Below are 13,469 nucleotides of genomic sequence, written 5' to 3'. Positions count from 1 at the left end.
TCGGGATACCTGTGGTTACGCCTATTTGCCGACAGTGTTACATAGAGACATACCCCGAGGATTGAGCCGCCTGTCGCCCGGTCTTCACAATGCCCGCCAACGCCGCCCACGCGGCCCCGAGAGTGAAGCCACGACGTGATGTTCCGCCTGCTGCCCGCGACCCGCCGGGGTCGCCTGATACTGGTCGCCCTGCTTGCCCTTGCCGTCGTTGCAGCCGCCTGGTGGCTGCTGCGCAAGCCGGCCGTCCCGGCGGTGGCGACCGCGCCCGTCAGCCGTGGTGACATCGAGCAGACAGTGGAGGCCACCGGTGTGATCGACGCCTACAAGCTGGTCAGCGTCGGCGCCCAGGCCTCGGGCCAGATCAAGTCGCTGAAGGTACAGCTGGGCGACACCGTGAAGGAAGGCGACCTGATCGCCGAGATCGATGCCACCACCCAGCAGAACCAGGTGCTCAACGCGCAGGCCTCGCTGGACCAGGTCACCGCGCAGCGCGCCGTGCAGCAGGCCACCCTGCGCCAGGCCGAACTGGAATTCGCGCGGCAGCAGCAGATGCTGGCTGCCGAAGCCACCTCGCGCCAGGAATATGATGCCGCCGAGGCGCAGTTGAAGACCGCCCGTGCCCAGCTGCAGTCCTACGAGGCGCAGATCAAGGGCCGCGAAACAGAACTGGGCACCGCCCGCGCCAACCTGGCCTACACCCGCATCACCGCGCCGATGGACGGCACCGTGGTGGCGGTGGTGGCGGAGGAAGGCCGCACCGTGAACGCCAACCAGACCGCACCGACCATCGTGATGCTGGCGCGGCTGGACGTGGTCACCGTCAATGCCGAGATCTCCGAGGCCGACGTGGTCAAGATCAAGCCCGGCATGCCGGTGTACTTCACCACGCTGGGTGACCCGGACCGCAAGTACCACGCCACGCTGCGCCAGATCAATCCGGCGCCGGCCTCGATCGCCAACGAAAGCTCCTCCAGCTCCAGCAGTTCGTCCAGTTCCAGTTCCAGCAGCGCGGTCTACTACAACGCGCTGTTCGACGTGGAGAATCCGGACGGCACGTTGCGCATCGACATGACCGCGCAGGTCTCGGTACTGCTCAAGCAGGCCAAGGGCGTGCTGATGGTGCCGGCGGTGGCGCTGGGGCCGAAGCGCCGTGGCGACGAGCGCATGGTGCGGGTGCTGGACGACAAGGGCCAGCCGCAGCCGCGCAAGGTCACGGTGGGCATCAACAATGGCGCCTCCGCCGAGATCCTGTCCGGGTTGAAGGAAGGCGAGCGCGTGGTGGTCGGCGAAGCCAGCGCCGCCGGTGCCGGTTCCGGTGGCGGGAACCGAGGCGGCATGCAGATGCGGGTCGGCGGCCCGGGCATGGGGCCGCGCCGATGAGCACGACGGCGCCGCTGCTGCGCCTGCGCGACCTGCGACGCGAGTTCCCGGCCGGTGATGATGTGATCGCCGTGCTGCGCGACGTCAATCTCGACATCCATGCTGGCGAGATGGTGGCCATCGTCGGCCAGTCCGGCTCGGGCAAGTCGACACTGATGAACATCCTCGGCTGCCTCGACCGCCCCACCCGCGGCAGCTACCAGGTGGCCGGCCGCGAGACCGGAAAGATGGCGCCGGACGAACTGGCCGAACTGCGCCGCGAATATTTCGGTTTCATCTTCCAGCGCTATCACCTGCTCGGCGACCTCGACGCACGCGGCAATGTGGAAGTGCCGGCGGTGTACGCCGGCAGCCCGGGCGCAGTGCGCAATGCGCGTGCCGAGCAGCTGCTGCAACGCCTGGGCCTGGGCGACCGCATGCATCACAAGCCCGGCCAGCTGTCAGGTGGCCAGCAGCAGCGCGTGTCGATCGCACGCGCGCTGATGAACGGCGGCGAGGTGATCCTGGCCGACGAACCCACAGGCGCGCTCGATACGAAATCCGGTGAGGAAGTGATGGCGATCCTCGGCGAACTGCATGCCGAAGGCCACACCATCATCATCGTCACCCACGACATGAGCGTGGCCCAGCACGCACAGCGCATCATCGAGATCCGCGATGGCGAGATCATCGCCGACCGCGCCAACCCGAATGCGCCGGCCTACCGTGCGCAGCGCGAAGCCAGTACCGGGGCCGCCCACGGCAACAGCTGGCGGGCGGCCCGAGACCGCTTCACCGAAGCGTTCCGCATGGCGCTGCTGGCGATGAACGCCCATCGGCTACGGACCTTCCTGACCATGCTCGGCATCATCATCGGCATCGCCTCGGTAGTGTCGGTGGTGGCGCTGGGCAACGGCTCGCAGCAGCAGATCCTGCAGAACATCAGCGCGCTCGGCACCAACACCATCGACGTCTATCCCGGCCGTGGTTTCGGCGACATGCGCTCGGCCCGGGTGCAGACGCTCAAGGCCAGCGATGCCGATGCACTGGCAAAGCAGAGCTACGTGGACAGCGCCACTCCCAGCGTATCGACCTCGGTCACCGCGCGTTATCGCAACCAGTCGTCGACCGCCCAGGTCAGCGGCGTCGGCGAGCAGTTCTTCCGGGTCAAGGGCGTGACTCTGCTCAGCGGCAGCTTCTTCGATGCCGATGCAGTCAAGGGCCTGGGCCAGGTGGCGGTGATCGACGAGAACACCCAGGCCCAGTTCTTCCCCGATGTCGACCCGGTCGGACAGGTGATCCTGCTCGGCAACGTGCCGGCACGCGTGGTCGGCGTGGCCAAGCGCCAGAGTTTCGGCTTCGGTGGCAGTACCAGCCTCAGCGTGTGGGTGCCGTACACCACGGTGATGTCGCGCATGCTCGGCCAGAGCCACGTCTCCAGCATCACCGTACGCGTGGACGACGACACACCGATGGATGCGGCGCAGGAAGCAATCACCCGCCTGCTGACCCTGCGCCATGGCACCGAGGACTTCTTCCTCAGCAACAGCGCGGAGATCCGCCAGACCATCGAGCAGACCACGCGCACGATGACCCTGCTGATCGGTGCCATCGCCGCCATCGCACTGCTGGTCGGTGGCATCGGCGTGATGAACATCATGCTGGTGTCGGTGACCGAGCGCACCCGTGAGATCGGGGTGCGCATGGCGGTGGGTGCACGGCAGAGTGATATCCGCCAGCAGTTCCTGATCGAGGCGGTGCTGGTGTGCCTGCTCGGCGGCGTGCTCGGCATCGGCCTGGCGCTGCTGCTGGGCTCGATGATCGGCCGCTTCGCCAGCGATTTCCAGGTGCTGTTCTCCACCGCCTCGATCGTTGCCGCGTTTGCCTGCTCGACCTTGATCGGCGTGGCGTTCGGCTTCCTGCCCGCACGCAACGCCGCGCAACTCGATCCGGTGGAGGCCCTGGCCCGCGAATGAAGAAGATGATCCGACTGCCCTTCCCCGCTCCCCGGCACCTGCTGCCGGCCGGTGCGGTTGTACTCGCCCTGTCCGGCTGCGCCTCCGTCGGCCGCTATCCGGTGCATGACCCGGCCGTGGCGGCGCAGTATGGGCGTGGCGATGCCACCCTCAATGCACCGGCCGACGGCCCGCGCAGCAGCCTGGATACACCCGGCCGCGACATCCGGCAGGACACCTGGTGGACCGGCTTCGGCGATGAACGCCTCGACCGTCTGGTGGCGCAGGCGCTGGCCGCCAACAGCGATCTGGCCGCCGCCGGCCTGGCCGTGCAGCGTTCACGCCTGCAGGCCGGCCTGGCCAGCAATGCGCTGTGGCCGCAGCCTTCGTCATCGGGCGTCAGCGGCAGTGCCAGCCGCGCCACCGACCAGGCCGATGACTGGCGCCGCAGCTATTCCACCGGCGTCTCGCTGGGCTGGGAAGTGGACCTGTGGGGGCGCCTGCGCACCCAGCGCGACATCGCCCGCTGGGAAGCCGAAGCCAGCGAGGAAGACCGGCAGAACACCGCGCTGCTGGTGATCGGCGACACCATCACCCAGTACTGGAACCTGGCCTATCTCAACCAGTCCATCGCCACCGGCCAGGCCAACCTGGAGCGGTTGGAACGTACCCGCGAACTGGTGCAGGCCCGCTTCGACGCCGGCGCGGTATCGCGCCTGGAAGTGCGCCAGGCGCTGCAGAACCTGCAGTCGCAGCGCTCGGCGCAGAGCGCGCTGGAACAGCAGCGGGTGGAAGTGCGCAATGCACTGACCGTACTGCTGGATGGCACGCCCTGGCCGCAGCAGGACGAACCGCAGGACCTGCTGGGCGCACGCAGCCCGGACATCGTCGAGGGGTTGCCGGCCGACCTGCTGGGCCGCCGTCCCGACCTGCGCGCGGCCGAGCTGCGCCTGCGCAACAGCCTGAAGACGATCAAGGTCACGGCAACCCAGTATTACCCGGCGTTGAGCCTGACCGGCAGCCTCGGTTCCAGCGCCACCTCGCTAGGCAATGTGCTGCGCAATCCGGTGGCCACGCTGGGCGCGGGCCTGTCCCTGCCGTTCCTCAACCTGCAGCGCGCGCAGCTGGATACCGACATCGCCGGCACCGCCTACCAGATCGCCGCGGCCAACTTCCGCAAGACGCTGTACACCGCGCTCTCGGAAGTGGACAACGCGCTGTCGGCACGAGAGCAGCTGGCGCGGCAGGTGGCGGCCTCGCAGGCGTCGTATGACGAAGCGGTGGAAGTGGAACGCGCGCAGGAAGTGCGTTACCGCGTGGGCGCGACCGACCTGCGCACCTGGCTGGAAGCGCAGCAGACCCGGCGCGATGCCGAGCTGTCACTGGCGCGCGCGCGGCAGGGCCAGCTGAACAACGATGTGACCCTGTTCAAGGCGCTGGGCGGCAGCGCGGGGTAGCGGCTACTGTGGAGCCGAGCCCATGCTCGGCTGCTTCCTTGATCGGGTATGCGATCGCCGAGCGTGGGCTCGGCTCTACAGATCAGCCGCGCTGGCGCACGGCCTCGAACAGGCTGACGCCGGCGGCGACGGAGACATTCAGGCTCTCGATCTCACCCGGCATCGGGATCTTGACCAGGCCATCGCAGTTCTCGCGGGTCAGGCGGCGCAGGCCATCGGCCTCGCCCCCCAGCACCAGGGCGATGTTGCCCTTCAGGTCCAGCTGGTACAGCGAAGCGGTGGCTTCGCCGGCCAGGCCATAGATCCACACGCCCTGCCTCTGCAGGTCCTTCAGGCAGCGCGACAGGTTGGTCACCGCCACCACCGGGACCAGATCGGCGGCACCGGCCGAAGTCTTGCGTACGGTCGCGTTCACCGTGGCCGACTTGTCCTTGGGGATGATCACTGCGGTTGCACCGGCCGCAGCGGCCGAGCGCAGGCAGGCGCCAAGGTTGTGCGGGTCCTGCACTTCGTCCAGCACCAGCAGCAGGGCCTTGCCCTCGGCTGCGGTGACCAGGCCTTCCAGCTCGTTCTCGCTGTAAGTGCGGGCGGCGGCATAGCGCGCGGCCACGCCCTGGTGGCGTACCGAACCGCCGACACCGTCCAGCGCCTGGCTGTTCACCTTGCGCACGTCGATGCCCTTGCGGCGGGCGTTTTCCTCGATCTCGGTCAGGCGCGGGTTCTTCGCACCGGCCTCGACCAGCACTTCGCGGACGTTCTCGGCGTCGTTCTCGATGGAGGAGGCGACGGCGTTGACGCCGACAATCCACTGGCTGTTCTTGCTCATGCGGGCGGGGACCGGAAAGGGGGTGGCTATGGTAGAGCATCGGCGGCGGCCGCGCTTCGCGCTCGCCGGGCATGGCCCGGCGCTACCGGCCGTTCATCCCCCGGCTGAACGGCTGCGCGGCGGCCAGTGCGGGGTGTCGTGGTCGGGGTGCTGGTGGGACACGATCTTGGCCAGGAAATCCAGCGCGGCGATGTCTTCCTCGGTACGTCGCGCCGGCAGGCTGGCCAGGCTGTCGACGAAGGGCAGCTTGCGCTCCACTCCGTACTGGATCGTCGGCGGCAGGCGTTCGGGTTCGTCAAACGCACCGGCAGCCACCGCCACGCCATCGGGCGCTTCGTAGGTCAACGGCGTGCCGCAGTCGGCGCAGAACCCGCGCCGCACCACGTTGGAGGACTGGAAATAGCGCGGCTGGCCGCGGGTCCAGCTGAACTGCACGCCCCGCACCGACACCAAGGGCGCGTAGTACGCACCAAAGGCCTTCTGGCACATGCGGCAGTGGCAGATCGAGCTGTGGGTCAGCTCGCCACGGGCCTGGAAGCGGATCGCGCCGCACTGGCAGCCGCCGCTGTATTCGGGTTGGCCCTGCATGGTGCGTTCCTCCAAAGCGTCGTGCCAACCAACGGTTGGCACCTACCAGGTAACGTGGGGTGCCGACCGTTGGTCGGCACGTCTCTCAATACTGCTTTTTCGTACGCTTGGCCGGCTTGCCACGCTCCGGCAGCGGCGGCAGGCCATCGCCCTCGTCCTCACCCTTGTGCTCGACCAGGCGGAAGTCGATCTTGCGCTCTTCCATGCTGGCCTTCAGCACCAGGATGCGCACGCGGTCGCCCAACCGGTAGCTGCCGCCGCGGCGCTCGCCGGTCAACGTCTTGCGGGTCGCGTCGAACTTGTAATAGTCCTGCGGCAGCTGGGTCACGTGCACCAGGCCCTGCACCTTCGACTCATCCAGCTCGACGAACAGGCCGAAGCTGGTCACGCCGCTGATCACGCCGTCGAACTGGCCGCCCACGTGCTTTTCCATCCACGCCGCGCGGTAACGCTCGTCGACCTCGCGCTCGGCCTCGTCGGCACGGCGCTCACGCTCGGAACACTGCAGCGCCAGCGCAGCCATTTCGCGCGCGTTGTAGGTGAACTTGTCCAGCGGCTTGCCGGACAACGCGTGCTTGATCGCGCGGTGTACCAGCAGGTCGGGGTAACGGCGGATCGGCGAGGTGAAGTGCGCGTACGCCTCCAGTGCCAGGCCGAAATGACCGTGGTTTTCCGGGCTGTAGATCGCCAGGCTCTGGCTGCGCAGCAGCACCGATTCCAGCAGCGTGGCATCGGGGCGGTCGCGGATCTTCTTCAGCAGCTTGGTGTAATCGCCCGGGCGCACCTTCGACCACGGCGGCAGGCTCAGCTTGAACTCCTTGAGGAATTCGAGCAGGTCGGCGTACTTGGTTTCCGGCGGCTTCTCGTGGATGCGGTACGGGGCCGGCACATGGCGCGACAGCAGGTACTTCGCCGCCTCCACATTGGCCGCGATCATGCATTCCTCGATCAGCTTGTGCGCGTCGTTGCGCACCAGCATGCCGGCCTGGGTCACTTCACCGCGGTTGTCCAGCACGAAGCGCACTTCGCTGCTCTCGAACTCGATGGCGCCACGCTTGGCACGCGCCTTGGACAGGACCTTGTACAGCTGGTGCAGGCGCTGCACCTGCGGCAGCAGGTCACCCATCCAGGCCTTGGTATCGGCATCGTCCTCGCCCACCGCCTTCCACACCTGGGTGTAGGTCAGGCGCGCATGCGAGTTCATCACCGCTTCGTAGAAGCGCGAATGCGTGACCAGGCCGTCGCGGTCGATCTGCATGTCGCAGACGAAGCACATGCGGTCGACCTTCGGCATCAGCGAACAGATGCCGTTGGACAGCGTCTCCGGCAGCATCGGCACCACGAAGCCCGGGAAGTACACCGAGGTGGCGCGCTTCTGCGCTTCTTCGTCCAGTGGCGTGCCGGGCCGGACGTAGTTGGAGACATCGGCAATCGCCACCACCAGCCGGAAGCCATCGACGTTCGGCTCGCAGTACACCGCGTCGTCGAAGTCCTTGGCATCTTCACCGTCGATGGTGACCAGCGGCATGCTGCGCAGATCGACACGGTCGCCGATCATCGCCGGTTCGACCACCAGCGGCACCGAGGCCGCTTCATCCAGCACTTCCTGCGGGAATTCGAACGGCAGTTCATGGCCGTGGATGGCGGTCTCCACCACCAGCGAGGCGGTCAGCTTGTCGCCGAGCACGGCAATGATGCGGCCGATCGGCGGACGGCGGCTATCCGGCGCCTGGGTCAGTTCGCAGACCACCAGCTGGCCGTCGCGCGCGCCACCGATCTGGTCCGGCGGCACCTGTACGTTGCGCTGCACGCGCTTGTCATCGGGCACCACGTAGTTGATGCCCATCTCGACACTGAAACGGCCGATCAGGCGGGTCATGCCGCGCTCAAGCACGCGGGCGATGCTGCCCTCGCGGCGGCCACGGTGGTCGATGCCGGTCACACGGGCCAGCACCTTGTCACCATGCATGACCTTGCGCATTTCATACGGTGGCAGGAACAGGTCGTCGCCACCCTCGACCGGGCGCAGGAAGCCAAATCCTTCCGGGTTGGCGATCACCACGCCGGTGACCAGGTTCAGGGTCTGGATCGGGGCGAAACCGCCACGGCGGTTCTGCACCAGCTGGCCATCACGGACCATGGCACCGAGCCGGCGCGACAGCGCCTCGGCCCGGTCCGGTGCGGTCAGGCCCAAGCGTGCGCCCAGTTCCTCTGCCGTCTGCGGCCCTTCGCAACGCTCCAGCAGGGCCAGGATGGCTTCGCGGCTGGCGATGGGCTGTTCGTACTTCTCGGCTTCGCGGGCGGCATAGGGATCGTCGATCACCTTGCCGGTCGGCGGCAACTTGCGGCCCGGCGCCGGGCCCGGTGCGTCGCTGCTGCGGACCTTGCGGCCACGCGGCGGTGCGCCGCCTTCATTCAATTCGGGGAACCAGCCCGGCAACGGCTTGCCCGGCTTGGTGGTGCGGGCCGTGCCCGCCTTGGCGCCCTTCTTCGGGGCCTGGCCGCGGGAGGTGCTCCCGCCCTTGCTTGGTTTTTTGGTAGTCATCGCCCTACATGGTAGCCGTTGACGGCGTGCAGAACGGGTCAGTGGCCGTCTTGAAGGCCTTGCGTGAAAAATATTCAGGAAGTCGTTGACAGCCTGCAGATTCATCTTCACAATTGCGCCTCTGGAACGCCCAGGTGGCGGAATTGGTAGACGCACTAGTTTCAGGTACTAGCGGGTAAAACCGTGGAGGTTCGAGTCCTCTCCTGGGCACCAACGAAAAAACTCCTCGCTTCGGCGGGGATTTTTTTTGCCTGCAATCCAGCAGCGGGGCCGAATTCCTTTCCGAAGGAAAGGGCTCCGACCCAAGCGATTGAGATGGAGTCAGAGCCCGCTCCGCACGCGAAACGGGGTCCGACACCGGATCCAGAAAAAGTGTTGACACCCCCATAACAACGCCCCATAATCTCGCTCCTCGACGCCCAGGTGGCGGAATTGGTAGACGCACTAGTTTCAGGTACTAGCGGGTAAAACCGTGGAGGTTCGAGTCCTCTCCTGGGCACCACGTCGAGAATGAGAAAAACCCGCGAGAGCGGGTTTTTTCATGCCCGGAATCCGGCATCAGAGCAGCGGCCGCAGCACCAGCTCCAGCCCGAGCAACAGCAGGAAACCCAGGAAGCAGCCCCGGAACACCCGCGCACTGATGCGCTGCCGGATCACCTGCCCCAGCCACATGCCCAGCAATGCCGGCAGCACCGCCAGCGCACTCAGCCCCAGCTGCTGGATGCCGAATGCGCCGTGCAGCACCAGGCCGGCGGTCAGCGAAATCGTTGACACCGTGAACGCCAGCCCCAGCGCCTGCACCAGCTCCTCGCGCTGCAACCCCAGCGACTGCAGGTATGGCACCGCCGGCATCACGAACACGCCGGTGGCGCCGGTCACCACGCCCGACAACGCCCCCACCAGCGGCCCCAGCCAACGCTCGCGCCGCTGCTGCACGCGGAACACCGGCGCAAGCAACGCATAGGCGGCATAGACCACCAATGCCACGCCCAGCGCAACGCGCGACCAAGTGCGATCGACCCGCACCAGCAGCGCCGCCGAGCCCAGCGTCACCACCACCACGGCCAGCATCATCGGCCACAGGCGCCGCACGATGCGGTCCAGTGACGGCCCGGACAACAGCTGCCACGCATTGGTGACGAAGGTGGGAATGAACAGCATCGACGCCGCCGACACCGGCGACAGCGTGCTGCCCAGCAGCCCCATCGCCACCGTCGGCAACCCCATGCCGGTCACGCCCTTGACCACACCGGCCAGCACGAACACCACCACCAGCAGCACGTAGAAGTACATCGATTCATTCATGGCTTCATTGGATCGGCCGGCCGCTCGGCGCACAATGCGGTGTTTCCGGCCTTGCCTTCGGCTGATCCGAAGGCGCAGCCGTTGCGATGAGGGCATCACATGCGGATGGATATCGCCGACCTGCGCCTGTTCCTGGCGATTGCCGAGGCGGGCAGCATCACGGCCGGCGCAGCGCAGGCAAACCTGGCACTGGCGTCGGCCAGCGAACGCCTGCGCACGATCGAAGCCGATGCCGGCACCGCGTTGTTGAACCGGCACCCCCGCGGCGTCAGCCTGACCGAAGCCGGCGCCGCCCTCGCCCACCATGCACGATTGATCCTGCAGCAGCAGGCGCAGCTGCGCGGTGAACTGCAGGCGTTCGCGCACGGCGCGCGCGGCACACTGCATCTGTATGCCAACACCGCAGCACTGACCAACTACCTGCCTTCGCGGCTGGCACCGTGGCTGGCCGAACGCCCGCGCCTGCACGTGGAACTGCTGGAGCGCACCAGCCCCGAAGTAGTGCGTGCGATCAACGCTGGCCAGGCCGAGGCCGGCATCATCAGTGATGCGGTCGACGCTGCCGGCCTGCAGCAGCACGTGGTCGCCGAAGATCCACTGGTGATGCTGCTGCCCGCAGACCATCGCCTCGCATCGCGGCGCAGCCTGGCCTTCGCCGATGTTGCCGGCGAGACCTTCGTCGCGCTGGCCGACGGCAATGCACTGCAGGCCTACATCGAAGACCAGGCGCGCGACATCGGGCGGCGCCTGGACGTGCGCATCCGCATGAAGACCTTCGAAGGGGTGTGCATCATGGTCGGCCACGACATTGGTATCGGCATCGTGCCGCGGACCATCGCCCGCCAGCACCGGCGCAGCACGCATACCGTCGCCGTACCGCTCGCCGATGCGTGGGCACAGCGTCGCCTGTGCGCCTGTTTTGCCGAGTGGGCGCAGTTGTCATCGGCAATGCGCAGCCTGCTGCTTCACCTGGGCGTGCAGCCGCAGAAAAAGCTGTGAAATGTTGTTGACACATCCTCTGCCGTCCCGCACAATTCATTTCCTGAGTCGCCCAGGTGGCGGAATTGGTAGACGCACTAGTTTCAGGTACTAGCGGGTAAAACCGTGGAGGTTCGAGTCCTCTCCTGGGCACCACGACTCAAGATGATCAAACCCGCGAAAGCGGGTTTTTTCGTTTCCGGGGCCTGGCGAGCGTGGCATCGCAACCGCCACTCGGACTGTCGTATCTCGCACCACCCGGGCGTCGCCTGCGGGTGTATACCTCCCCCCGGCGCGCCGTCACCAGACCTTGAACGCCCCCCTTTTGGGGCGCATTTCACGTTCCCCGTTCAATTCGTACTTTTCCTAGTCGAGATCCACCCGATTCCTTTTCGGTGGGAGGCAGATTTACCGGAGCCGGTTGCAGGTCTATCGACACGACCGAACCAGCGCCCCCCTTTCCCCAAAGGACGCCCCAATGCAGCGCAGCATCATCTGCCCTCACTGCCACACCGGCTCGAACCACGGCGTACGCGTATGCGTGGGATGCCAGGCCGAGGTCCACTACGGCGCATCGAAGGAGGCCGTAATGTTCGTCTTTGTCGCCGCCATCATCTGCGGCGCACTGGTCGGCAGCCGATTGCAGGCCACTGCCGGCTGGATCACGTGCGGCGCCGTACTTGTGGCGGGAATGTGGGCCATTTCCCGATTGTTCCGTGATCGGGTGGTGTTCAAGCGCGTCTATCGCACGCGCTGAACCTGCGCCGCTGCACTCCCCCAACGGCAGGGCCCGTGCGACCCACGTTGCACAAACAAAAACCCCGCCTTGCGGCGGGGTCAAAATACAGCACGTGTTTCCAGGGAGTTTTCAGTGCCCACCACCGGCGGCCGCACCCGCACCTGCGCCGAATGGCGGCTTGGCCAGCCACAGGAACGTAATGATCGCCAGGAAGATCCAGCCCAGCAGGAAGAAGATGTCGTTGAAGCCCATCTGCGATGCCTGGTGGTTGATCATGTTGTTCAGTACCGCTGCGCCGTGCTGCAGGTCGCCCTGCCCCATCGCCGTGACCTGGTCCTGCATGCCCGGCTGATAGGCCGAGATATGCTCGGTCAGGTCGGCATGGTGCACCTGGGTGCGCCGCGCCCACAGCCACGTCGTCAGCGACGCCGCGAAGCTGCCGCCCAGCGTACGCAGGAACGTGGCCAGGCCGGAGCCCGCCGCGATCTCGCGCCCATCCAGGTCCGACAGCAGGATCTGCAGCACCGGCATGAAGAACAGCGCGACGCCGATGCCCATGATCAGCTGTACGCCGGCCACGTGCATGTAGTCCACCTGCAGGTTGAAGTTCGAGCGCAGGAAACTGGTCATCGACAGCACGATGAAGGCGATCGTGGCCAGCATGCGCATGTCGAAGCGCGATGCATACTTGCCCACGAACGGGGTCATGATCACCGGCAGGATGCCGATTGGCGCCGTTGCCAGGCCCGCCCAGATCGCGGTGTAGCCCATGTCACGCTGCAGCCACTGCGGGATCAGCAGCGCCACGCTGAAGAACGCCGCGTAGGCCACCACCATCGCCAGCGTGCCGGCGCGGAAGTTGCGGTGCCGGAACAGCTTCAGGTCGACAATCGGATCCTTGTCGGTCAGCTCCCAGATCAGGAACACCGTCAGCGTCACCACGGCCACGCAGGCCAGCACCACGATCTTCATCGACGCGAACCAGTCCTCGTCGTTGCCCAGGTCGAGCACCAGCTGCAGCGCACCGACGCCGATCACGAGGGTGATCAGGCCGACGTAGTCCATCTTCGGCTTCTCGATCTGCTCCGGCCGCCCCTTCAGCTGGTTGCCCACCACCAGCGCAGCGAAGATGCCCAGCGGCACGTTGATCAGGAAGATCCATTCCCAGCTGTAGTTGTCGGTGATCCAGCCACCGAGGATCGGCCCGCAGATCGGCGCAACCACCGTGATCATCGCCAGCAGCGCCAATGCCTGCCCGCGTTTCTCGCGCGGGTAGATCGAAACCAGCAGCGACTGCGTGATCGGGTACATCGGGCCGGCCACGAAGCCCTGCAGTGCACGCGACACCACCAGCATGCCCATGCTCTGCGCCAGGCCGCACAGCAGCGAGGTGATGACGAAGGCCAGCGTGGCCCAGACGAACAGCTTGCGTTCGCCGAAGCGGCGGCTGAGCCAGCCGGTCAGCGGCAGCGCGATGGCCGTGCTGACCGCGAACGAGGTGATGACCCAGGTCGCCTGCTGCGAACTGGCACCGAGGTTACCGGCGATGGTCGGCAGCGAGACGTTGGCGATGGTGGTGTCGAGCACCTGCATGAACGACGCCATCGCCAGGCCCACCGTGCACAGGGCGACGCTGGGCGGCAGGAACCCGGAGGCCGCACCCGGCGCCGCCGGTGCGCCCGGAGCGCCGGGCGCGGCTGGAGCTTGTGCGGACATG

The 13,469-nt window shown here is 66.7% G+C and carries 9 protein-coding genes, 3 tRNA genes and 1 pseudogene; 8 read left to right on the top strand and 5 right to left on the bottom strand.

The genetic code is table 11. The annotated features are described in order from the left end of the window. The first annotated feature begins 135 nt into the window (after positions 1–135). The 3 genes from AC5P9W_RS05805 to AC5P9W_RS05795 are packed head-to-tail and all read left to right on the top strand — an operon-like array spanning position 136 to position 4,771. On the top strand, positions 136–1,380 hold the full coding sequence (locus tag AC5P9W_RS05805) for an efflux RND transporter periplasmic adaptor subunit (protein ID WP_031270711.1): 1,245 nt from the start codon (positions 136–138) through the stop codon (positions 1,378–1,380). Beyond that, positions 1,377–3,335, top strand: coding sequence for a MacB family efflux pump subunit (locus AC5P9W_RS05800; RefSeq protein WP_019659089.1), 1,959 nt, complete (start codon positions 1,377–1,379; stop codon positions 3,333–3,335). Before AC5P9W_RS05805 ends, AC5P9W_RS05800 begins: the two co-directional genes overlap by 4 nt. Next, positions 3,332–4,771 carry an efflux transporter outer membrane subunit gene (locus AC5P9W_RS05795; RefSeq protein ID WP_058979458.1) on the top strand — a complete coding sequence of 480 codons (1,440 nt, stop codon included), beginning with the start codon at positions 3,332–3,334 and terminating at the stop codon, positions 4,769–4,771. Before AC5P9W_RS05800 ends, AC5P9W_RS05795 begins: the two co-directional genes overlap by 4 nt. 82 nt (positions 4,772–4,853) lie before the next feature. Here the strand turns inward: AC5P9W_RS05795 and rlmB are convergent, their stop codons facing one another. From rlmB to rnr, 3 genes and pseudogenes are all read right to left on the bottom strand, one after another. After that, positions 4,854–5,597 (bottom strand): 23S rRNA (guanosine(2251)-2'-O)-methyltransferase RlmB, encoded by a 744-nt coding sequence (gene rlmB / locus AC5P9W_RS05790; protein ID WP_206621765.1) that lies wholly within the window; start codon positions 5,595–5,597, stop codon positions 4,854–4,856. 93 nt (positions 5,598–5,690) lie between these two features. Then, a complete protein-coding gene (locus tag AC5P9W_RS05785; RefSeq protein ID WP_111097784.1) occupies positions 5,691–6,185 on the bottom strand; it encodes a GFA family protein in 495 nt (164 codons plus the stop codon). An 85-nt stretch (positions 6,186–6,270) separates the two neighbouring features. After that, positions 6,271–8,499 (bottom strand): annotated as a pseudogene (gene rnr / locus AC5P9W_RS05780) (ribonuclease R); the annotation flags it as partial. A 359-nt stretch (positions 8,500–8,858) separates the two neighbouring features. On the opposite strand from rnr, the gene AC5P9W_RS05775 reads away from it, so the two are divergent. Both AC5P9W_RS05775 and AC5P9W_RS05770 read left to right on the top strand, forming a co-directional pair. Continuing rightward, positions 8,859–8,943: transfer RNA gene (locus AC5P9W_RS05775), tRNA-Leu, on the top strand. A 204-nt stretch (positions 8,944–9,147) separates the two neighbouring features. Continuing rightward, a tRNA-Leu gene (locus AC5P9W_RS05770) sits at positions 9,148–9,232 on the top strand. 56 nt (positions 9,233–9,288) lie between these two features. Here AC5P9W_RS05770 and AC5P9W_RS05765 read toward each other — a convergent pair. After that, positions 9,289–10,035 (bottom strand): sulfite exporter TauE/SafE family protein, encoded by a 747-nt coding sequence (locus AC5P9W_RS05765; RefSeq protein ID WP_087803314.1) that lies wholly within the window; start codon positions 10,033–10,035, stop codon positions 9,289–9,291. A 99-nt stretch (positions 10,036–10,134) separates the two neighbouring features. Between AC5P9W_RS05765 and AC5P9W_RS05760 the strand changes: the two genes are divergently transcribed. From AC5P9W_RS05760 to AC5P9W_RS05750, 3 genes are all read left to right on the top strand, one after another. Beyond that, on the top strand, positions 10,135–11,034 hold the full coding sequence (locus AC5P9W_RS05760; protein ID WP_021204128.1) for a LysR family transcriptional regulator: 900 nt from the start codon (positions 10,135–10,137) through the stop codon (positions 11,032–11,034). 50 nt (positions 11,035–11,084) lie between these two features. Beyond that, a tRNA-Leu gene (locus AC5P9W_RS05755) sits at positions 11,085–11,169 on the top strand. Between the two features lie 322 nt (positions 11,170–11,491). Further along, positions 11,492–11,770, top strand: a complete 279-nt coding sequence (locus AC5P9W_RS05750; protein WP_019659096.1) for a hypothetical protein — start codon at positions 11,492–11,494, stop codon at positions 11,768–11,770. Between the two features lie 111 nt (positions 11,771–11,881). Here AC5P9W_RS05750 and emrB read toward each other — a convergent pair whose 3' ends face one another. Next, complete coding sequence (gene emrB / locus AC5P9W_RS05745; protein ID WP_019659097.1) at positions 11,882–13,468, bottom strand: multidrug efflux MFS transporter permease subunit EmrB; 1,587 nt, start codon at positions 13,466–13,468, stop codon at positions 11,882–11,884. Position 13,469: the final 1 nt, after the last annotated feature.

It is taken from the genome of Stenotrophomonas sp. YJH_SMC_33, from assembly GCF_059372295.1.
The sequence above is the reverse complement of the archived record's forward strand: the minus strand, read 5'-3'. Positions and strand labels throughout refer to the sequence as shown.